This is a genomic window from Corynebacterium sp. HMSC056E09, assembly GCF_001813425.1.
GTDB lineage: Bacteria > Actinomycetota > Actinomycetes > Mycobacteriales > Mycobacteriaceae > Corynebacterium > Corynebacterium hesseae.
In genome coordinates this window covers 1-18,647 of sequence record NZ_KV812477.1, presented here as the reverse complement: position 1 = coordinate 18,647, position 18,647 = coordinate 1, and the positions used below count along the sequence as shown (strand labels likewise).

The 18,647-nt window shown below is 59.8% G+C and carries 19 protein-coding genes; 5 read left to right on the top strand and 14 right to left on the bottom strand.

Annotated features, from left to right (window positions below):
* Positions 1–25: 25 nt before the first annotated feature.
* The 4 genes from HMPREF2912_RS00655 to HMPREF2912_RS00640 are packed head-to-tail and all read right to left on the bottom strand — an operon-like array spanning position 26 to position 5,164.
* Positions 26–2,122: an ATP-dependent DNA helicase RecG gene (locus HMPREF2912_RS00655; RefSeq protein WP_070532991.1), complete on the bottom strand. Its 2,097-nt coding sequence runs from the start codon at positions 2,120–2,122 to the stop codon at positions 26–28.
* 3 nt (positions 2,123–2,125) lie between these two features.
* Positions 2,126–3,511 (bottom strand): DAK2 domain-containing protein, encoded by a 1,386-nt coding sequence (locus tag HMPREF2912_RS00650; RefSeq protein ID WP_070683002.1) that lies wholly within the window; start codon positions 3,509–3,511, stop codon positions 2,126–2,128.
* A gap of 10 nt (positions 3,512–3,521) precedes the next feature.
* Positions 3,522–4,130, bottom strand: a complete 609-nt coding sequence (locus tag HMPREF2912_RS00645; RefSeq protein WP_209167807.1) for a uracil-DNA glycosylase — start codon at positions 4,128–4,130, stop codon at positions 3,522–3,524.
* A gap of 35 nt (positions 4,131–4,165) precedes the next feature.
* Entirely contained in the window at positions 4,166–5,164 is a 999-nt protein-coding gene (locus HMPREF2912_RS00640) for a thiamine-phosphate kinase (RefSeq protein ID WP_070524368.1), read from the bottom strand.
* Positions 5,165–5,221: 57 nt separating this feature from the next.
* Between HMPREF2912_RS00640 and HMPREF2912_RS00635 the strand changes: the two genes are divergently transcribed.
* Positions 5,222–6,136 carry a DUF3515 domain-containing protein gene (locus tag HMPREF2912_RS00635; RefSeq protein WP_070524370.1) on the top strand — a complete coding sequence of 305 codons (915 nt, stop codon included), beginning with the start codon at positions 5,222–5,224 and terminating at the stop codon, positions 6,134–6,136.
* Positions 6,137–6,186: 50 nt separating this feature from the next.
* Here HMPREF2912_RS00635 and HMPREF2912_RS00630 read toward each other — a convergent pair whose 3' ends face one another.
* A complete protein-coding gene (locus HMPREF2912_RS00630) occupies positions 6,187–7,257 on the bottom strand; it encodes a D-alanine--D-alanine ligase family protein (protein WP_070524372.1) in 1,071 nt (356 codons plus the stop codon).
* Positions 7,258–7,278: 21 nt separating this feature from the next.
* The gene (locus tag HMPREF2912_RS00625; protein ID WP_070623537.1) at positions 7,279–8,277 is read right to left on the bottom strand and encodes an NAD(P)H-dependent glycerol-3-phosphate dehydrogenase; all 999 of its coding nucleotides are present in this window, start codon (positions 8,275–8,277) and stop codon (positions 7,279–7,281) included.
* A 147-nt stretch (positions 8,278–8,424) separates the two neighbouring features.
* Between HMPREF2912_RS00625 and HMPREF2912_RS00620 the strand changes: the two genes are divergently transcribed.
* Entirely contained in the window at positions 8,425–9,423 is a 999-nt protein-coding gene (locus HMPREF2912_RS00620; protein ID WP_070683000.1) for an NUDIX hydrolase, read from the top strand.
* 46 nt (positions 9,424–9,469) lie between these two features.
* Here HMPREF2912_RS00620 and HMPREF2912_RS00615 read toward each other — a convergent pair whose 3' ends face one another.
* The 3 genes from HMPREF2912_RS00615 to leuC form a co-directional block, all read right to left on the bottom strand.
* On the bottom strand, positions 9,470–10,354 hold the full coding sequence (locus tag HMPREF2912_RS00615) for a sulfur globule family protein (RefSeq protein ID WP_070682998.1): 885 nt from the start codon (positions 10,352–10,354) through the stop codon (positions 9,470–9,472).
* 75 nt (positions 10,355–10,429) lie between these two features.
* Positions 10,430–11,020: a 3-isopropylmalate dehydratase small subunit gene (gene leuD, locus HMPREF2912_RS00610; protein WP_070682996.1), complete on the bottom strand. Its 591-nt coding sequence runs from the start codon at positions 11,018–11,020 to the stop codon at positions 10,430–10,432.
* Positions 11,021–11,036: 16 nt separating this feature from the next.
* Positions 11,037–12,479, bottom strand: coding sequence for a 3-isopropylmalate dehydratase large subunit (gene leuC, locus HMPREF2912_RS00605; RefSeq protein ID WP_070682995.1), 1,443 nt, complete (start codon positions 12,477–12,479; stop codon positions 11,037–11,039).
* Positions 12,480–12,527: 48 nt separating this feature from the next.
* Between leuC and HMPREF2912_RS00600 the strand changes: the two genes are divergently transcribed.
* The gene (locus HMPREF2912_RS00600; RefSeq protein WP_070682993.1) at positions 12,528–13,241 is read left to right on the top strand and encodes an IclR family transcriptional regulator; all 714 of its coding nucleotides are present in this window, start codon (positions 12,528–12,530) and stop codon (positions 13,239–13,241) included.
* Between the two features lie 76 nt (positions 13,242–13,317).
* Here HMPREF2912_RS00600 and HMPREF2912_RS00595 read toward each other — a convergent pair whose 3' ends face one another.
* Entirely contained in the window at positions 13,318–14,064 is a 747-nt protein-coding gene (locus HMPREF2912_RS00595) for a S1 family peptidase (protein ID WP_246816443.1), read from the bottom strand.
* A 223-nt stretch (positions 14,065–14,287) separates the two neighbouring features.
* On the opposite strand from HMPREF2912_RS00595, the gene HMPREF2912_RS12470 reads away from it, so the two are divergent.
* Both HMPREF2912_RS12470 and HMPREF2912_RS00585 read left to right on the top strand, forming a co-directional pair.
* On the top strand, positions 14,288–14,578 hold the full coding sequence (locus HMPREF2912_RS12470; RefSeq protein ID WP_070708426.1) for a hypothetical protein: 291 nt from the start codon (positions 14,288–14,290) through the stop codon (positions 14,576–14,578).
* Between the two features lie 115 nt (positions 14,579–14,693).
* On the top strand, positions 14,694–15,410 hold the full coding sequence (locus HMPREF2912_RS00585) for a hypothetical protein (RefSeq protein WP_246816442.1): 717 nt from the start codon (positions 14,694–14,696) through the stop codon (positions 15,408–15,410).
* Positions 15,411–15,580: 170 nt separating this feature from the next.
* On the opposite strand, the gene HMPREF2912_RS00580 is transcribed toward HMPREF2912_RS00585, so the two are convergent.
* The 4 genes from HMPREF2912_RS00580 to HMPREF2912_RS00565 all read right to left on the bottom strand — a co-directional run.
* A complete protein-coding gene (locus tag HMPREF2912_RS00580) occupies positions 15,581–16,030 on the bottom strand; it encodes a hypothetical protein (protein ID WP_070682990.1) in 450 nt (149 codons plus the stop codon).
* Between the two features lie 5 nt (positions 16,031–16,035).
* Positions 16,036–16,692 (bottom strand): Panacea domain-containing protein, encoded by a 657-nt coding sequence (locus HMPREF2912_RS00575; protein ID WP_070682989.1) that lies wholly within the window; start codon positions 16,690–16,692, stop codon positions 16,036–16,038.
* A gap of 298 nt (positions 16,693–16,990) precedes the next feature.
* Complete coding sequence (locus HMPREF2912_RS00570) at positions 16,991–17,623, bottom strand: hypothetical protein (RefSeq protein WP_070682987.1); 633 nt, start codon at positions 17,621–17,623, stop codon at positions 16,991–16,993.
* A 473-nt stretch (positions 17,624–18,096) separates the two neighbouring features.
* A partial coding sequence (locus HMPREF2912_RS00565) for a hypothetical protein (protein ID WP_210396353.1) occupies positions 18,097–18,647 on the bottom strand: 551 nt, incomplete at its 5' end.

Sequence of the window (18,647 nt, the reverse complement as noted above, 5' to 3'; positions counted from 1 at the left end):
CCCTGTCCCAGCCGCGGAGACTCCCCTAGTTCTTCTCCAAAAATCCCTGCTCATCGGCGCTCAGATTGTGCGTCAACTGCTCCGCCAGGTCAGGATTGCGCTCAACCAATGCGGCGGCATCGGCATGCGTGCGCTCGATGATGTCCCTGTCATAAACAAGGTCGAGCAGTTTGAGCGTGCGCTTCGTGCCGGATTGGAGTGTTCCTAAGATGTCGCCTTCGTGGCGTTGCGTGAGATCCAATTCGGCAAGGTCAAAGCCGGACGGCGTATCCGCAATGGCTTTGATGCGCCGAAAGGACTTGCTGTCTGGCTCGGCCAGCGTATGCAGCAAACACACGGATTCGTTTCCCCCGCGGCCCACGCGCCCGCGCAGCTGATGCAACTGCGAAACTCCAAAATTCTCCGATTCACGGATGAGCATGACGGTGGCGTTGGGCACATCGACGCCGACCTCGATGACCGTGGTGGCCACGAGGACGTCAATCTCCCCGCGGGCGAATCGCTCCATCACCTCATCCTTATCCGGCATCTTGCCGTGGAGCATCTCCACTCGAAGCCCGCGAAAAGGCAGGTTGCGCAATTGCACAGACATGGTTTCCACCCCGCCCTCGCCTTCAATTCGCGGGCAGACGATATAGGCCTGGTGGCCTTTGCTCACCTCTTCGCGAATGCGCTCGATGGCGCGGCGCACCCATTCCGGTTTCCATTCAGGCACCACCGCCGAGAGGATGGGTTTGCGCCCACCGGGCAGCTCCTTGAGCGTCGAGACTGCCAGGTCACCGAAGACGGTCATGGCAATGGTGCGCGGAATGGGGGTTGCTGTCATCACCAGTACGTGCGGGCTGATGCCCTCACGCGTCTTGGTGCGTAGACTATCGCGCTGCTCCACGCCGAAGCGGTGTTGCTCATCCACGATGACCAGGCCAAGATCGAAAAACTCCACGCTGTCCTGGATGATGGCGTGGGTGCCGATGACGATATCGGCCTCACCAGAAACAATCTCCAGCAGAGCCTTGCGCTTCTCCGCCGTCTTCATCGACCCCGTCAAGACCGTTACGGTGACACCATCCGGAACGCTGGCGCTTATCGACGCCCCATGCTGCGCCGCCAGCACCTCCGTCGGTGCCAAGAGCGCGGCCTGCTTGCCGGCGTCTACCGCTTGCAGCATGGCGCACGTGGCAACGAGCGTTTTTCCCGAACCCACCTCGCCTTGCAGCAGTCGCATCATGGGCGCGGTGCCGCAGAGATCAGCATCGATTTCGGCGATGACGCGGCGTTGGCCGTCGGTTAGCGCAAAGGGCAGCTCAGAAAGCAGCTCATCGCGGTAGCCCTCCAGAATGGCCGGCATTGGGGTTGCCGTGCGCGCCTTGACGTCACGCTGACGGAGGGCCATGACCAACCCGATCGACAAGGCCTCGTTGTATTTCAGGCGCTGGATGGCGCGTTCCGGCCCGCTATCTCCCGGCTCGTGGATTTCGCGCACTGCCTGATCGAGCGTCACCATCATCCGATAGTCCAGCGGCTCCGGAATAGGCGGGGTGTGTTCGAGCACCTTGTGGATGGCACCCATGATGTACCACGACGTCACCTTCCCGCTGGCCGGGTAGACGGGGATCCATTCACGTTGCAAGAAGGTGTCTAGTGAACCGAACTGGGAGAGCTTCTTGAGTGAGCCTGTCCCCTGCCCGGTTGCGCTATCCAGTAGGGACTCCTGATAGCGGCCGGGATCAAGGATGAGAAAGTCGGGGTGCTGCAGGCTGGGATATCCGCGAAAGTACTTCAGCTTGCCGGAGAGCATGACGCGCATACCTCGGCCCAGCACGCGCTGGACGTAGTGCGCGTTAAAGAAGGAGGCTTGGACTCCGTTATCCATGTAGAGGATAAACACCATGGCTTTAGAGGTGTGCTTGACGCGGGCCTCCTCGATGACGCCGGTGATGGTGACGTGATCTCCGTCCTCGGCACCGCCGAGGCCCACGTCCTTGTTGTGGCGGATATAGTCACGCGGATAATGGCTAAGCAGCTCCCCGCACGTGGTGTAGCCGAAGGCACGCTTGAACGCCGCGGCATCCTTCTTTGCCAGTACTTCCGTCAGCGCCCGATCGTCTTGCCATCCCAGCATGGTCTACTCCACCCCGATCTCCGTGCGCAATCCGGGAACTCGAAGCACAACGACGTCGACGCCAAGCATTTGCGTCAACTCTTCGGCATTGATGTCACAGCCGGACAACACAGTGATTTGTTCGCCCCCATAGGCCAACTGGGTGCGGCATGCCGCGATGATGCCGTCGAGGCTTTCTGTTTCCGGATGAGCCACCCGCATGGAACGCGCGGCATCGGACATAGCGGCCACTACTTCGGCCGAACGAGAGGGGTTGGGCGAATACACCGATAGCGCGGCGAGCCCGGCCACGATGGAGCCAGTCGGTATGACTGTCGCCCTGCCTGGATCCCCACCGCACCCGTTGGGCAGGAAAAGATCGCCTACCGCAGCGTTCTCTAGATCCTCGCCGGGCCCAATTGCTCGCGCCCCAGCCTTCTCAAATAGCTCCCGCGCGGCCCCTTCGGGCACCGCAGCAAAAATGCGCCGCTGTGGGCTCTCGCCCTCGCTGTGCTTCGTGGCGCACGCCCCCGCCTCTGCGGGCGGCAGCGCTTCGAGCCGCAGGTTGCTGACCTTTCCCAGGCCGTAGGCCGTTTCGATCACCGTGCCGGCCTCCGGACTATGGATGTGAACGCTGCCAGAGGTGTCCGTCGCCCGCGCGATGACGAGGCTATTGCCCAGCGAGGCCAAGGCTTGTTCAACCTCAGCGAGGTTTCCCTCAAAGAAGAAGACGGCTTCGATCTCTGCAAGCTCCTCAGGTTTCTCTGGCGCCGAAACGCTCAACGGCTGGTTGGCGGGTTCTTCACCGGTGACCTGTGCAAGCAGGCACTCCAGCAGAATCACGAAGCCGGTACCGCCGGCATCCACGACACCCGCCTCGCGCAGCGCGGGCAGTTGCGACGGAGTCTGCGCCAAGGCCTGCCGTGCGGCGTCTAACGCCGCAACCAGGATGCCGTGCAGCTGGGCACCGGGCTGCCCGGCGGCCTCACTGGCAGCGGCCGCTGCAGCGCGCAAAACGGTGATGATGGTGCCTTCTACTGGGGCGGCAAGCGCGCGGTCGACCAACGTGACAGCCAGCGTCAAAGCATCAGCGAGGACCGCGCCATCCACGCGCGAGTCCGTTGTGGCATCGGCAACGCCACGCAGCACCTGCGAGAGCACCATCCCCGAGTTGCCGCGGGCACCGCGCACCGAGCCGATGGCCAATGCTTCGGCGACGTCCGCCTCACCCTTATCGGCCTCCGCCAAGGCGGACTCCATGGTGTGCGCCATGTTGGATCCCGTGTCCGAATCGGGCACCGGGAAAACGTTGAGGGCATTGATTTCAGCGCGGCGGCGCTGCAGCTCCTCCACGGTTCGTGCGGCCCACTCGTGCAAGCCACGAGCATCCAACTCGGCGGGATATGACATGGTGGCTAGTTTACAAGCGCCAGTCCACCGCGGGGACGCCACGGGCCTCTAAGGCCGCGTTTGCGCGGGAGAAAGGGCGCGAGCCGAAGAAGCCACGCCGCGCTGACAGCGGCGAGGGATGCGGGGAAATAATGCAGTCCGTGCCCGGTAGGAAGGCCTGGCAGGACTGGGCGTCGCGGCCCCACAGGATGGCCACGATATCGCGCCCTGCCAGCGCCCTAATGGCTGCCTCGGTAATCGCCTCCCACCCGAGCCGGCGGTGCGAGCCCGCCTGGCCCGGGGCCACGGTGAGTACCCGGTTGAGCAGTAGCACGCCCTGGTCAAACCAGGCCCGCAGGTCACCATCGGCGCGGCCGGGGATGCCGAGGTCGGCGCCAAGCTCGGCGTAGATATTCTTCAGCGAACGCGGGGCCGGAACACCCGGCCGCGTGGAAAAGGACAAGCCCATGGCATGCCCCGGTGTGGGATAGGGATCCTGGCCCACGATGAGCACCCGCACGTCCTCGAGGGGCATCGACAGGGCGGCAAAGACGTCCTCGGCCGGCGGCAAGAACGCTGCCCCAATCTCACGCTCGATGCGTGGGAGGTTGTCCTCCAAGGCCTGCCTGATGTGCGGCATCCACGAATAGTGGATGTGAGAAGTATCGATGTGGCTCACGCAAATCCCTCCCAGCCCTCGCTATAGCGAGGTTCCTCTCCGTCAATGGTCACGCCGGTGCCGCGCATCACTCGGCCAATTTCCCGGAACCCGGAGGGGGCAGCCTTAAACGTCGTAGCCAACAGCGTGTGGTCCTCCCCACCCGCCAAGACCCACTCCCAAGGGTCGATGCCGAGCACCGCACCGGCGGCGGCCACAAGCGGATCGGGAGCAATGGCGCCGCGGTCAAAATCGATGCGCACCCCGGAGCGCTCAGCCAAGTGCCCCACATCGCGCACGAGACCATCCGAGTTATCCGTCATCGCGGTCGAGCCGGTTGCCCGAGCGATGACGCCGCGCCCGGGTGCGAGGGTGGGCGCGCAGTGGGCGTCGATCAACGGCCAGAGCTCGTCCAGCTCCGGGGGCAGCGCGCGGCCATAACGTTGCAAGAGGGCCAAGCCCGCCCCGGAATACCCAATCTTGCCGTGCGCCACTAGCTTCTGGCCCGCACGCGCACCATCCAGAGTCAACGGTGCGCCGCTTCCGCCCAAAGAGCCCATCGCTGTGACGTTGATGACCAGGCTGTCGCTGCGGGTCAAATCACCGCCGACCAGCTCAGCGTTGTACACCGCGCAGCGCTCAGCAATGCCTTGCGCGATCCCACGCACGAAATCCACCGGGGTATCGCCCGGGGCGGCGATCGCCAGAAGCGCTGCAGTGGGCCGAGCCCCCATTGCCTCAATATCGGCAAAGTTGCGCACGATGGCCTTGTGACCGACTTCCGCGGCGGTGGACCAGTCCCGCCGAAAATGCCGGCCCTCCACCATCATGTCCGTCGAGGCCACAGTGCGCGAATTAGGCGCCGCCGGATAAAGCACCGCGGCATCATCGCCGTTGAGTGCACTCGGCGCTGCGGTGACGATTTCATGGATAACGTGCCGTTCGCCGGCTTGGTCGAGGGTATGGGATAAACCCACCGTCACGGACTCCTTTTCCTTGCGCAGATGGCGCACCATTCTGGCACGCCTTCAACGTTCGTTCTTCTTGGGCTATCAGCGATAGGATAAGCCCCTATGGATACCCAATTTAACCGCACCGCTATATACATCTCACTCGGGATTGCCATCGCGATGGTCTTCGCGGTGATTTTTGGGGCAAAGTACGTCATCACCAGCGCCGCGCAACAGCCGGTCGCGCTGCCTCCCACTCCGTCTGAAGCAGCGGACTCCCCCGAATGCGCCGCTGTCGTCGACTCTCTGCCGGAAAAGCTCATGGGATACTCACGGGTCGAACTCGTCGACCCAGCCCCGGCGGGTGCCGCAGCCTGGACGAAGAGCTCGGAGGACAAAGTAACCCTGCGCTGTGGCGTTGACCTGCCGCAGCAGTTTACGGATTATTCCCAGACCATCGAGGCCGACGGCGAATCCTGGTTGCAGGTCATTGACGCCACCCCCGGCTCGAACCTCACGACGTGGTACAGCACCCAGCGCACTCCTGCGGTCGCCGTGACTACGTCTACAGGCGACGCACATTCCGACGCCCCGCAAGGGCTAACAGAAGCCCTCAACAAACTAGATAAAAAGCCTCAAGACCCCAATCCGGCACCGCTATCCAAACTCAAGGCAGGTCCGGATTCCATGTGCCCCGCGCTGGACAAGGCTCTGCCAGACTCACTCGCGGAGGGCTATACGCGCCGCACGGATGCTGGCGCTAAGAACACCTGGGTCTACAGCGCGCCGGGCCATGAGGAAATAGTCGTGCGCTGCGGTGTCGCCGCTCCGGAGAACTACCGCGCGGGCGTTCAGCTCCAGCAGGTTAACGACGTCCCTTGGTTCGAGGACACCACGCTGGCGGAAGGCACCACGGCCGGCACGTGGTTCGCGCTCGGCCGCGCGGAGGACCTCGCGCTGTCTGCCCCGCAAGAAGCGGCGAACTCGGCACTGGTGCGGCTTAGCGACGCCCTCGTTGAAGCCACCCCCGCTCAGTAGGTGTCGCGGCCTCTTTCTTCACCACCTTCCTTTCGCGCACTGCTCAGGGACTAGGAACGCGCGAGAGCGGTCTGGATGAGAGTATCGAGCAGCTCGGCGTAACCCACTCCCACGGCGGCGAAGACCTGCGGGTACATCGAAATCGGCGTGAATCCAGGGAAGGTATTGATCTCGTTGATGCAATAAGAGTCTTCGCTAACGAAGAAATCCACGCGCGACAGCCCCGTTGCGCCCAGCGCCCGGAAGGCCTCGATGGCGCGCTGACGCAGCTCGTCGATGAGCTCCGCGCTCAGCGGCGCAGGAATCGCCGCCGACACTCCCTCATCGATGTACTTGGCGTCGAAGTCATAAAAGCCTTCCTCCGACTCGGTGGTCCCCAAAAGCTTGGCCGGAACAGAGGCTTGCAGGCTTCCGTCCGGGTGCTCGAGGACGCCCACCTCAACCTCGTCTCCGCGGATCTCTGGCTCGACTAGGACCTTGTCATCGGACTCATAAGCCAGGGCCAGCGCCGCGTCAAAATCTTCCCACGCGGAAACCTTGGAGACACCGATGGAGGAACCGCCCCGCGCCGGCTTCACGAAGACAGGCAAACCAAGGCGCTCTTTCTGAGCATCATTCAGCGTATCTCCACCGCTAAGCACTTCTTGGGGTGCGACGGGAAGACCTTCGGCCACCAGGAGCTTCTTGGTGAACTCCTTGTCCATACCCACCGCAGAGGCCAGTACGCCCGCGCCGACGTAGGGGATTCCGGAAAGCTCAAAAAGGCCCTGCACCGTGCCATCTTCCCCATAGGGTCCATGGAGAACTGGAACGATGACATCCACCTCTGTGTAGTGCTCGTGGCGGGTGACATTGTGGATGCGCCCGCGTGTTGCGGGGTTGAGGGATAGCGCCAACTCATCGTGGAGTTCCACCTCAGGCAGGCGCCCATCGACGATGGCAAGGCCCGCGCGGTTGCCCTGGGTCCAGGTGCCTTCCCGCGTGATACCGATCGGCACGACCTCATACTTTTCTGGATCTAGGTGCTCCATGATCGCGCCGGCGGAAATGCATGACACCGAGTGCTCGGAGCTGCGGCCGCCGTACACAACGGCTACGCGCACAGGTTTCGCTTCAGTCATACCGAGCAACTTTACTCGGCTTTACTCAGCTTTCTTGGTACGACCCATCAGAGCGACGATCATGTCGTCGACAGTCACGCCACGGTGACACACTCCATAGACCGCCTGGGTAATGGGCATCTCCACGCCCGCGCGCTGCGCCAACCTAAAAATGGAATCGGAAGAGATAACGCCTTCCGCGACCTGCCCGTTGGTAGCCGCGGTAGCTTCCTCCAGAGTCCCGCCCTGGCCAAGGCGGTAGCCAAAGGTACGGTTGCGCGAGAGCGTCGAGCTGCACGTCGCCACAAGGTCACCCATTCCAGCTAGACCAGAGAAGGTAAATGGATCCGCGCCCAGTTTCACACCAAGGCGGGTAATCTCAGCAAGCCCGCGCGTGATAATGGTCGCCATCGTGTTATTGCCCAACCCCTTGCCAGCGGCCATACCACACGCAAGAGCAATAACGTTCTTGCAGGCGCCACCAATTTCTGCGCCGATAACATCGGTGTTGGTATAGGGGCGGAAATATGGAGCGGCAGCTGCGTGCTGGACGGCCTCCGCGCGGGCAGCATCGCTGCAGGCAATAACCGTAGCGGCCGGCTGCTCCTGAGCCACCTCCTTGGCCAAGTTGGGCCCTGAGAGCACGGCAATGCGGTCAACGGATACGCCGGCGGCGTCCGCGATGACCTCGCTCATCAAGTTAAGCGTAGCTTTCTCCACGCCCTTCGAGATTGAGACCAAGGTAGCGTCCTCCGGCAAGAGCGGCGCCCATTTCTCCAGGTTTCCGCGAAGGGTTTGGGAAGGAACGCCGAAGATGACGATGTCTGCAGTTTTCAGAGCAGCGGCGGGTTCGGTGGTTGCCCGGATCGACTCAGGCAGTAAGAGCTCCGGGAGATAGTCCGGGTTTTCGTGGCGCGTGTTGATGGTGTTTGCCAGTTCCTCGCGGCGCGCCCACAAGCGGACGTCATTGCCGGCGTCAGCAAAGACTTTCGCCAGCGTGGTTCCCCACGAACCCGCGCCCATTACTGCCACGTTTGCCATGTGCCACCTCACGATCAATTCCACTGCATCGACTTTTCCCATTAAAGCACGCCCGGCATTGAAATACGTTCGGCGCGTAAAGCTGCATCGTGGCGGCGAGTGGAGGAAGATGGAGAAGGTCACAAGCTACAGGCACAAAGGAGCAGCATGCCCAAGGCAAAGAACATGCATGAGACGGATAAAGATATCCGATCGGAGGTCTTCATCTCTGGTCGCCACCAGGAGATCCCTGTCGATCCGGCGGATGAGTTCAAGCGGACGACGCTTGCCGCTGGTGCGGTTCTCTGGCGTGGGGATCCACACGATCCGGAGGTTGCTATCATCCACCGCCCGCACTACGACGATTGGTCGCTGCCTAAGGGCAAGGTCGATCCGGGCGAATCCCTTCCCGTCACCGCCGCGCGCGAGATCTTCGAGGAAACCGGCTACACCGTGCGCCTGGGCAAGCTCATTGGCAAGGTGGCTTATCCCGTTCAAGGACGCACGAAGGTTGTCTACTACTGGCTGGCACGTGTACTCGACGGCGAATACACCACGAATTCGGAGACCGATGAGCTGCGTTGGATGACAATCGACGAGGCCTGCACGCTGCTCTCCTATGACGTTGATACGCAGGTGCTGGCGAAGGCTAAGAAGCGCCTACGCCTGGCTCCGACGACGCGTGTGCTGTATGTGCGCCATGCACGCGCTCACCAGCGCCGCTCCTGGGAGGGCGATGATGACCTGCGCCCGCTGGACAAGAAAGGCCGCCGCCAAGCAGAGATGCTCGTGCCGATGCTCACGCCTTTTCACCCGACCGCCATTTACAGCGCCCCGCCGCAGCGCTGCCAGCACACCGCTGCCCCGTTGGCGGATGAGCTCGGCATGGACATCGCTGTGAACAAAGCATTCGGCGATGATGTTTTCACCGAATCGCCTGACGACGCCCGCGCGGCCTTCCAGCGCGTTGTTGACGGTGGCGGTGTCCCCGTCATCGTGAGCCAGGGACTAACCATTCCGGGGATTATCGAATCCTTCGCGCCGAAGTTCATCACGACTCCCATCGACGAGCTCAAGTTCAAGAAGGCTTCGGTGTGGGTGCTCTCCTTCAACGACGGTGAGCTTACCGGCGCAGACTACCTAGCTAGCCCGCTGCCCGTGCGATAAGCACTACATCGCCACTTCACCAGGTACCTTTCGCCGCCCTGCTGTTCTATTCCCACCGCACAGCAGGGCGGCGCTGCATAGCGCGGGTGAAAAGGACCATCCCCAAAGCCCAGATCGGGTAGGCGGCAAGGAAGCCGACGATGGGGATAAATATGACAAAGCTCGTGATGAGGGAACAGACCAGAATAAAGAGCAGGGATTGACCCAGGTTCTCAATGACCAAGTTCAAAGCCTCCCGGAAGCACTCCATGAGAGGCTTATCCGGGGCATCAGCCTTGATGACAGGCGCTGGCCACAGAAGCGCAAAGAGAATCAGTCCGGGGAAGCCGCCCGCAATTGTTCCGAGCATTGCCAAAATAAAGAAGCAAGCATAGACGCCGGCGCAACCATTCAGCTGGGCAAACCTAAAGTAGTCGCGGAAGGTGACCTTCTCCCCATCAGCGATCTTCCGGGAGCCATTAAAGAGGTTCGCCATCAGCCAGAAAAGATAAGCGAAGGCGGCTAGCCCCATGACAACCATGAGAGGGATCCCCACGGTAGTCGCTAAAGGCTCGATGTCCGTGCCATTTCCTTCCATTACTGCGAATACACCGCCTACAACGGTTCCCGGCACAAGAAGAAGAGCAAACGTGATAATGAGATGCACCAGCATGGCCAGCATTCCTGGCACCGGTTGCTTTAAGTAGCCCTTGAATGACTGGCCCAGAATATCCATGGCGTCAATGGGCGGCGCTCCTGCCCCGCCGGGTGGGTTGCCAGGTACTGCGCCGGGCTGGTGGTACCCGTAGCTTCCTGTCTGCTGGTAGCCGTAGCCGTTGGGTTGCTGGTAGCCGTAGCTCCCGGGCTGGTGATAGTCGTAGCCACCGTACCCGGTGCTGCCGCCGAATTGATTGCCGTTCTCTCTGCTAAAGCCGTCAAAAGGATTAGTCATGCTGAGGATGTTAACGGCGCTATGTGCACCGCGCCACAGGAGGCGGGGAATACTACCCCACCGGTGCCGCCTCCGCTAAGACGCAAGGACGCGCGGTTTGAATCCCGGGCGCTTGGATTCAAAGGCATCGATATCGTCCTCGTTACGCAAGGTCAGGCCGATGTCGTCGAGCCCCTCCATAAGGCGCCAACGGGTGTAGTCATCGATATCGAAGGTATAGCTATTGCCGCCCACGGTGACCGTGCGCGCCTCCAAGTCGACGGTGGTTTCGGTCTCCCCGGCCTCCAACTGCTTCCAGATGAGCTCAATATCTTCTTGTTCCATGAGTCCCGTCAGCAAGCCTGCTTTACCGGAGTTGCCGCGGAAGATATCTGCGAAGCGCGAGGAGAACACCGCCTTGAAGCCGAATTCCGCAAGCGCCCACACAGCATGCTCACGAGAAGAACCGGTACCAAAGTCCGGGCCTGCGAAGAGCACGGAGCCCTCTTTAAACGGTTCTTGGTTGAGCACGAAGTTCTTATCGCTGCGCCAATTGGAGAACAGGCCGTCGGCAAAGCCGGTGCGCTTCACGGATTTCAGGTAACGCGCGGGAATAATCTGGTCGGTGTCCACATTGGAGACACGCAGCGGAACGCCGACGCCCGTGTGAGTAATAAACTTCTCCATTGTCTTTTTCCTTTCCTTAAACGCCGGCGACGGCGGAATCGTCGATGTCTGCTGGTGCGGCCAGGTGGCCCAGAACGGCAGTTGCCGCGGCGACGGCCGGGGACACCAGGTGGGTGCGGCCACCAGGGCCCTGACGGCCCTCAAAGTTGCGGTTGCTTGTCGACGCCGACCTCTCCCCCGGCTTCAGCTGGTCCGGGTTCATGCCCAAGCACATCGAGCAGCCAGCGGTGCGCCACTCGGCGCCGAAGTCGGTGAAGATCTTGTCCAGCCCTTCCTCCTCAGCCTGGGCCTTGACCACGGCCGAAGACGGAACCACCATCATGCGGGTATCAGCCGCGATGCTGCGCCCCTTGACCACTTCGGCGGCCGCGCGCAGATCCTCGATGCGCGCGTTCGTGCACGATCCAAGGAAGACCGTGTCGATCTGGATATCGCGCAGCGGCGTGCCGGGTTTCAGGTCCATGTAGGCCAAGGCCTTCTCGACGGCGGCTTTTTCGCCGTCGTCGCCGCACTCCTCTGGGTCGGGCACCGCAGCGCTCAATGGCAAGCCCTGTCCCGGGTTAGTACCCCAAGTCACGAAAGGCGTCAGCGCGGAGCCGTCGATCTCCACGACGGTGTCGAATTCGGCGCCGTCGTCAGTCGGCAGCGTCTTCCAGTACTCGACGGCCGCGTCCCAATCTTCTCCTTGGGGTGCGAACTCACGGCCCTTGACGTACTCAAAAGTGGTCTCATCCGGAGCCACCATGCCGGCGCGAGCACCGGCCTCGATGGACATATTGCAGATGGTCATGCGGGCTTCCATCGACATCTTGCGAATGGCCTCACCGCGGTACTCGATGATGTGGCCTTGGCCGCCGCCGGTGCCAATCTTGGCAATGATCGCCAAAATCAAATCCTTGGCGGAAACGTCCTCCGCCAGCTCACCGCTGACCTCGATGGCCATTGTTTTAAAGGGCTTAAGTGAAAGTGTCTGGGTGGCCATGACGTGCTCCACCTCAGAGGTACCGATGCCCATGGCAATAGAACCGAAGGCGCCGTGCGTCGACGTGTGCGAGTCACCGCACACGATGGTCATGCCGGGCTGGGTAATGCCCAGCTGAGGACCCACTGTGTGAACGATGCCCTGTTGCGCATCACCCATCGAATGCAGGCGCACGCCGAACTCTTCACAGTTCTTGCGCAGCGTGGACACCTGCGTGCGGGAGACCTCATCCTTGATTTCTAAAAGGTTGCCGGACTTAATACCCACGGTCGGAACGTTATGGTCCTCAGTGGCCAGGTGCAGCTCTGGGTGGCGCATCCTACGACCGGCCAGGCGAAGACCATCGAAAGCCTGCGGGCTGGTAACTTCATGCAAGAGCTGGAAGTCAATATAAAGGAGATCGGGCTCACCGTTCTCACCTTTACGCACGACATGGTCGCGCCATACCTTCTCTGCGAGTGTCAGTTTCTCAGTCATGTGCCTCTCCACTTGAAATCTCAATTAATGGGACGTAGATTTCATTATATGGGAGAGTATAGCGCAGTATCAGGAATTAAGGTATTGGATCGCGCAGTAGCCATCATGATGGCCGCGACCAATCAACCTTCTACGCTCAACGAGCTTTGCGAGACCACCGGACTGCCTCGGGCAACGGCACACCGTCTCGCCACAGCGCTCGAGGCGCACCGAATCCTCACCCGCACCCCCGATGGAAAGTGGGGCGCTGGGCCGGCCCTACCCGGCAACCGTGATCGCATAATCGAAACCGCAGGCCCCATTATGGAGGAGCTTCTCGACGCCACCGGTGAGTCCGTCCAGCTTTACGAACTCTCCGGCACCACGCGCACGTGCATCGCCACGCGTGAGCCGGAGATCGGACTCCACAACGTGGTGCCCGTAGGCCGCCAGCTTCCACTCACCTCCGGTTCCGCCGCCCGCGTCTTCGCCGCCTTTGCTGATGTCCATGTTCCCGATGCCATCTTTAGTGAGCACGATGTCGAGCTCGCGCGCACCAACGGCTACTCCGAATCCATCGAAGAGCGCGAGTCAGACCTCGCTTCCGTTTCCGCCCCCGTCTTCGACGGCGCAGGAAACTTCATCGCCGTCCTTTCCGTCTCCGGTTCCGCCGAACGTTTCCGCCCTTCCCCGGCAGAAAAGTTCGCAGATGTCCTGGTTAACGCATCCAACCGCTTAAGTGCCGCACTCTCCAATGGCACGCCACGCGACGGCCACCGCTAAGACAACCCGCTAAGAACTGGCCACTTAGCGCAGCGCAATGCAGCGCAGAGGAGTCTAAAGCCTCGAGGCTGCGTTCCTAAATACCGAGACCGAAATACATCGCAAGGCCGCGCAGCCCTTCCGGTCCCGCGCTACTCGTCGAGGACAATGCCTCACCTGTTTCTTGGGCCACCCGGACTGGATTTCCTGGCTCCCGGTTGGGGCGGCGCGGCACCCAACCCTGATGTGGCAGGCGCGCTAGTTCATCCGCATGTGGCATGCGCGCATAATTTGAGAATGTAACTGTCCGGCCGTCCCGGTTAGCCTGGGTAATCCCCTGGTAGATGCCCACAACGCCCGGCTGCCCTGGGACGGACACTGCTCCACCGCTATCCCCAGGCGCCAGCGACACATCGGCCGCATAGTTCATGCCCGGAAAGACACCCGGCCCCTTCACCGCGGTGCCACACTGACGCGACGCGGCCTGTCCGTCGAAGCACACCGTTGAGCCTTCACCAGGCACCGGTGCCATGCCATCCCCGGTGAGCGGGTTGCCTGCCGAATAGGTTCCGCCGGCGAATTGAATATAGGCCAAGTCATGCCCCGCTGCCCCCGAGGGCGTGAACCAACGCAACGTTCCTAGGTGCTGGCCTGCTTCGTTATACACTTGTTCGCCATTTAAGCCACAGTGCGCCGAGGTCCACGCCCGATTAGCCTCGACGTAACCAACAGTGCACAACGCGCCATCAGAAGCCGCGATCTTTTGTCCTTGCCGAACCGGCACCCCCTCAGCAGCGGTCGCGGGGGCGGCGAGAGCAAAGGCCAGCGAGCATGCGCCAGCCATGAATGCAAAGCCTGGTAAGACACGGGAAAAGCGAAGTTGCGGAGACCTTTTCATCATCACCCCACTCTAGCCTGGGCTAGGCCAATTCTCCCTTCACGCCCCGCGTTCAGCTCCGGCGATACCCCCACCCACCCCCGCTATTGAAAGTGTATTGGAAACGCGCTTTACTAACATTGACAGCTACTGAAAATGTAGTGAAAATCCCCGACCTCCAGGAGGAGCCATGACCCACACCATCCACGACGAGCACACCCACGTCCACGGCGAAGGCTGCGGCCACGTCGCCTTCCCGCACGGCGATCACACCGACTACGTACACGACGGCCACATTCATCGCGAGCATGAAGGCCACTGGGACGAGTGCGAGGCATCCGAGCACACCGTTCACGATGCCCACGAACACGAGCACGGCGAGGGTTGCGGGCACGTCGCTATTCCCCATGGCGACCACGTGGACTACCTGCATGATGGTCACCGCCACGCGGCACATGACGGCCACTGGGATTGCCACTAAGAGCTACCCCGATTCTGTTTATTGAGCTGCCCAATCTGAGTGCACGTCACTGTGATTGGGCAGCTTTCCCCGTTTTCCCCAGCGCATCGCCACACATCTCGTTAGGGTGGGCTTTATGACTTCCACGCGCGCCCACCGTCCCATCGCAGCTTTTGCAGCCATAATCACCGCCGGTGTTCTTACGGTCGGATGCTCCACGTCATCCGAGATGGCAGCGCCGTCGAGGACGGACGTGGCATCGGGTGAGCCAACGTTTGAGAACACTTACCCGGCATTTCAGCCGCTTAACGATGACGCTGAGCTTCACGTTCCGAACACTGTCGACGAGGCAGCCCCCGACGGCCCTGAACCAACCTTGCCGGACAACGCAAGCGATCAGCCTGCGGACCAGGCTCAACAACCTGACACACAGGTCCAGAGTGCACAAGGAGCCCAAGCCGCCCAACCAGCCGCAGGCCAACGCCAAACCTCTCAAACGGCACAAACGGCCACGTATAACAGCCTTTCCGAACAACTCCCCGAGGGCGACGCCAACGGCGCATCAGTCAACGTTTACGGCACGCCCGCCACTGTGTGCCAGATGGGCGATGGCTATAACATCGCTTTCGTCATGGCCGGTGCGAACACCAGTTGCGATTTCGCCCGTTCCACTGCAGGCCGTTTGATGACCTTGGCACCAAGCTCTAAAGATGACCTCCGGTCCTTCATCCCCGGACAGGTCACCGTCAACAGCCCCATTACCCAACAGAACTATTCACTGACATGCCAAACCGATGAGCACGAGGTCATTCGCTGCACCGGCGGCAATAACGCCGAGGTCCTCATCGTCTAGTCTTTAGCCCAAAGCGAAAAGGTGGCGAGCATCATGCTCGCCACCTTTTATTTTTGGCGGTTTCACGAAACTCCCTCACCAGTCTGAACCCCTGGCCTGCTAATACCCCTGCACCACAGAATTTCAGAGATTGCACCACGACCACATGACTACCAGCACTGAATTCGAAGTTACTGAGCTCTGACACATTTCTTGATGGCCGGTGAGTGCGCTTTACTCTTATTGACTGCAGCCACGATTGCCTGCATCAGCTCCACCTCTGCATCAACTTCTCGAAACCCCGTCAGGCCCTCAGCAATGTCGTCGGCTTTCAATGCCCACACCTTATTGCCATCGATGAGAGTATCTTGCCAAAACAGTGCCGAACTACCTTGTCTCACGACAACGAACGTTTGATCAACGTTTTTGTTGCGGGAATGATCTTCCAAAATCTTATCTCTATGGAAGCTCACCTTAGAAGTTCCATGCACACACAAATAAGTGCCGTCATCGCGAGCGCCAATGACGATGAAGGTGTGTGAAACAGTTGAGTCAAAAGGAGGGTTGCGATTAAACCAGAAGGCAGTACCAAGTCCAACCGTATTTCGAATGAGCTGAATAAGCTCTTGATCATCGAGCATGGTCCTTAAACCAACAAGCTCTTTCCACCCAACAATTCTTGGTCTGCGACATATGAACGCCGTGCTGCAGCGAGCACATCAGCGTCCATTGTAAAATAGTGATCTTCGTCGGGGTTCTCAAAGAAATCAATTTGATCCATTGCCACAGACTTTCTCCGACCCAGAGGTGCCAAGACCGCCTCGTGCTTTTTCCATTCGGGGTATTTATGGCTGACGTGGTTCGCAAGGAAAAAGGGATCAAAGCCGCGAAAGACGGACTCAGATTTCTGAATAAATTCTTTGTTCAACTCACTCAGATAATCTTCGCCGGGATCGCTAATGAGCTGCACTACCTCAGAATTGGCCCCAGACAGCGCGAAAATATTGTTCACGTAGTCGGAATCAATAGAAGATAGATAGCCATGCCCCGGCTTAATCAAGTCGAGGATTCGCGACGGGACAGGTCCTAACTTCATTGCTGAATATGATGTCTGGCTCACTGACCGTCCACAATTTCGAAGACTAAAGCGATCAGCCGCCCACATAAGTTTGGTAAGCAACAATCGTTTCTCAGCGTTCTTCGAGCCATTTTTGATAAGCGCTGCAACTTGCTGCGTGTTCATTACAACTTCAAGGCTAGGTCCTTGTACTGGTTCGAAATTAGCAAACAGGGGTTCCGCCATATGCGATCCTCCTTTCGTTGGTCTCCTTACAGCTTAACAGGCCCTTTGAATAGATCGTGAAATAATTCCTTTCGGCGATTTATGATGTCGCGACGTGAATAGAGACTGCAACACACAGCCGATTCCGTCCTGTCGAATACTCGTCGGCAATACACCGTTCGCGTCCCATCTGTCTGCGAACTTCGGTAGGCACGCCATACCGAGGTCAGGGCGTTTCACGAGATGCTCGCACTCTTCTTTCGCCGTGAGTCTAGGGCCTTGCGTGTGAATTCAACAGTTAGGTTCCATTCATATCTGACTAAAGGCTAGTGAGCCACTCCCTTACCGACGCGAACCCCCTCGCCTGCCACGCAGGTAACTTATTCCCTTCCATCTCCGCTGCCACGGCATTCTGAATCAGCCAGTGTAGATAGTTACGCCGCAGCTCCGAGTGCCACAACTCCAGCTCCCCGCCAGCAAGCCCAGCTGGGTCATACGGGAACGCCAACAAGGCCTCGGGGCTTTGTACCCCATGCTCTTTGAGCACCTTGCGGCCTTCCATCGCCGACCGTTCATCGTTCATCACCCATAGGAACAGGTCCTCGATAATGCCGCTGCAAAAAGAAGCCAGCTCCTTATCCTCGACCTCACCTGTCACTTGCTCAACGATTCGCTGAGCCTGAGCAGATTCCCACAGTCCCGTCCAGCCGCCGAGCATGTCCCACTCGTTGTGCAAAGCGCGCTTCAAGTCAGTGATTAGTTCCTTGGCTCCTGGGTGGTGAGCCTCCATTAAGTCAAGGTCCGCGTGAGGGAGGTAAGGCCAGTACCGCCGAGCCGTGAGCAGATCAATCATAGCCACGACGTCGGGCGGGAACTCGGATTGTGGGATCGCAGCTTTGGTCTCGGCTCCGATGATCCAGAACCCATCGGAAGTAAATAAAGGTGCGGGCATACAAGCTCCTGCGTCGTAGGGACAGGAACGAGTATGCCGGATGGGAGCAGAATCAGCGCCCCCCCGCTCCGTCGAGTTGGCGGAACCGGGTTGGTGTCAAAGGCTGAGATTAGAAGGTCAGACCAGGAATGTTGAGGTTCTGAGCCATGAACCCAGCAACACCGCCGAGGCCCAAGGCGACGAGAATGCCGATGATCCAGCCAATCACGGAGCCGTCAGATGAGCTCAGGCGTAGGCCCTGATGCCTGCGGTTGAACGAAAACTAACGGAATCGTTACAGACCTTGATCTGGTCCTTTTTGCGATCCTAGAGCATTCGTTGGATACGGCAAAGCGAGACGGCTATTATCCACAAGGCAAGTGGATTGGCCGTATTGTCACCGGACGCGAAAATGGTCAATTCCTGATGGAACTCAAAGTGCTAATCAATTTCAAGCAACCTCAGCTTCCAGAGCCAGAATGGTTGTAGTCAAGCTAGTGATCACGCCCCGTTAGACGTAGAACTTCGGCATAGATCTCCTGAAGCTCCGCGAGCAACGCATAGCCCCTTTTCTGCTTGGTCTGCGCCATGTACATGGCAGAGAGCTTTTCAACAGGCTGGAGAACTGGGTCATTTAATTGCACGGTTAGTTCCTCCAACTCCGCCCGAACCTTTTCAAGGTCCCGGTAAAGGAATGCGACTCGCGTGTAGTCGTCCCAGGTATTGAGTAGTTCACGGATTGGTCCTTGAAACATTTCCCGATCTCGCATGAAGAAGTTTGGTTGAATGCCAAAGGTGAGTGGCGGAATTTGTTCAAGACTTGGTTCTGCCCACTGGAACACGACTCCGACAGGGCCGTCCTGAATTACGGCAGCAAAATAACCCAACGGTTGACCCGGTACGTATGCATTTCCGTCCAGACCGACAGCGCTCGCTCTAGCGTACGTATTCATGAAATCAGCCTGTTCCCCACCACCTATTGTGCTGAGGATCCTAAAGGCTTCGTCTACTTCGGGCCTGACCCCCGGAAAGTAGACACGTCGGG

Coding starts and splice junctions, on each gene's coding strand:
- HMPREF2912_RS00655 (WP_070532991.1), bottom strand. CDS start 2,122: ATGCTGGGATGGCAAGACGATCGGGCGCTGACGGAAGTACTGGCAAAG.
- leuD (WP_070682996.1), bottom strand. CDS start 11,020: ATGGAGAAGTTTATTACTCACACGGGCGTCGGCGTTCCGCTGCGTGTC.
- HMPREF2912_RS00630 (WP_070524372.1), bottom strand. CDS start 7,257: ATGACTGAAGCGAAACCTGTGCGCGTAGCCGTTGTGTACGGCGGCCGC.
- HMPREF2912_RS00570 (WP_070682987.1), bottom strand. CDS start 17,623: ATGCCCGCACCTTTATTTACTTCCGATGGGTTCTGGATCATCGGAGCC.
- HMPREF2912_RS00585 (WP_246816442.1), top strand. CDS start 14,694: ATGACTTCCACGCGCGCCCACCGTCCCATCGCAGCTTTTGCAGCCATA.
- HMPREF2912_RS00580 (WP_070682990.1), bottom strand. CDS start 16,030: ATGCTCGATGATCAAGAGCTTATTCAGCTCATTCGAAATACGGTTGGA.
- HMPREF2912_RS00575 (WP_070682989.1), bottom strand. CDS start 16,692: ATGGCGGAACCCCTGTTTGCTAATTTCGAACCAGTACAAGGACCTAGC.
- HMPREF2912_RS00650 (WP_070683002.1), bottom strand. CDS start 3,511: ATGTCATATCCCGCCGAGTTGGATGCTCGTGGCTTGCACGAGTGGGCC.
- leuC (WP_070682995.1), bottom strand. CDS start 12,479: ATGACTGAGAAACTGACACTCGCAGAGAAGGTATGGCGCGACCATGTC.
- HMPREF2912_RS00595 (WP_246816443.1), bottom strand. CDS start 14,064: ATGGCTGGCGCATGCTCGCTGGCCTTTGCTCTCGCCGCCCCCGCGACC.
- HMPREF2912_RS00645 (WP_209167807.1), bottom strand. CDS start 4,130: ATGCCGCACATCAGGCAGGCCTTGGAGGACAACCTCCCACGCATCGAG.
- HMPREF2912_RS00625 (WP_070623537.1), bottom strand. CDS start 8,277: ATGGCAAACGTGGCAGTAATGGGCGCGGGTTCGTGGGGAACCACGCTG.
- HMPREF2912_RS00615 (WP_070682998.1), bottom strand. CDS start 10,354: ATGACTAATCCTTTTGACGGCTTTAGCAGAGAGAACGGCAATCAATTC.
- HMPREF2912_RS00640 (WP_070524368.1), bottom strand. CDS start 5,164: ATGGTGCGCCATCTGCGCAAGGAAAAGGAGTCCGTGACGGTGGGTTTA.
- HMPREF2912_RS00600 (WP_070682993.1), top strand. CDS start 12,528: ATGGGAGAGTATAGCGCAGTATCAGGAATTAAGGTATTGGATCGCGCA.
- HMPREF2912_RS00635 (WP_070524370.1), top strand. CDS start 5,222: ATGGATACCCAATTTAACCGCACCGCTATATACATCTCACTCGGGATT.
- HMPREF2912_RS12470 (WP_070708426.1), top strand. CDS start 14,288: ATGACCCACACCATCCACGACGAGCACACCCACGTCCACGGCGAAGGC.
- HMPREF2912_RS00620 (WP_070683000.1), top strand. CDS start 8,425: ATGCCCAAGGCAAAGAACATGCATGAGACGGATAAAGATATCCGATCG.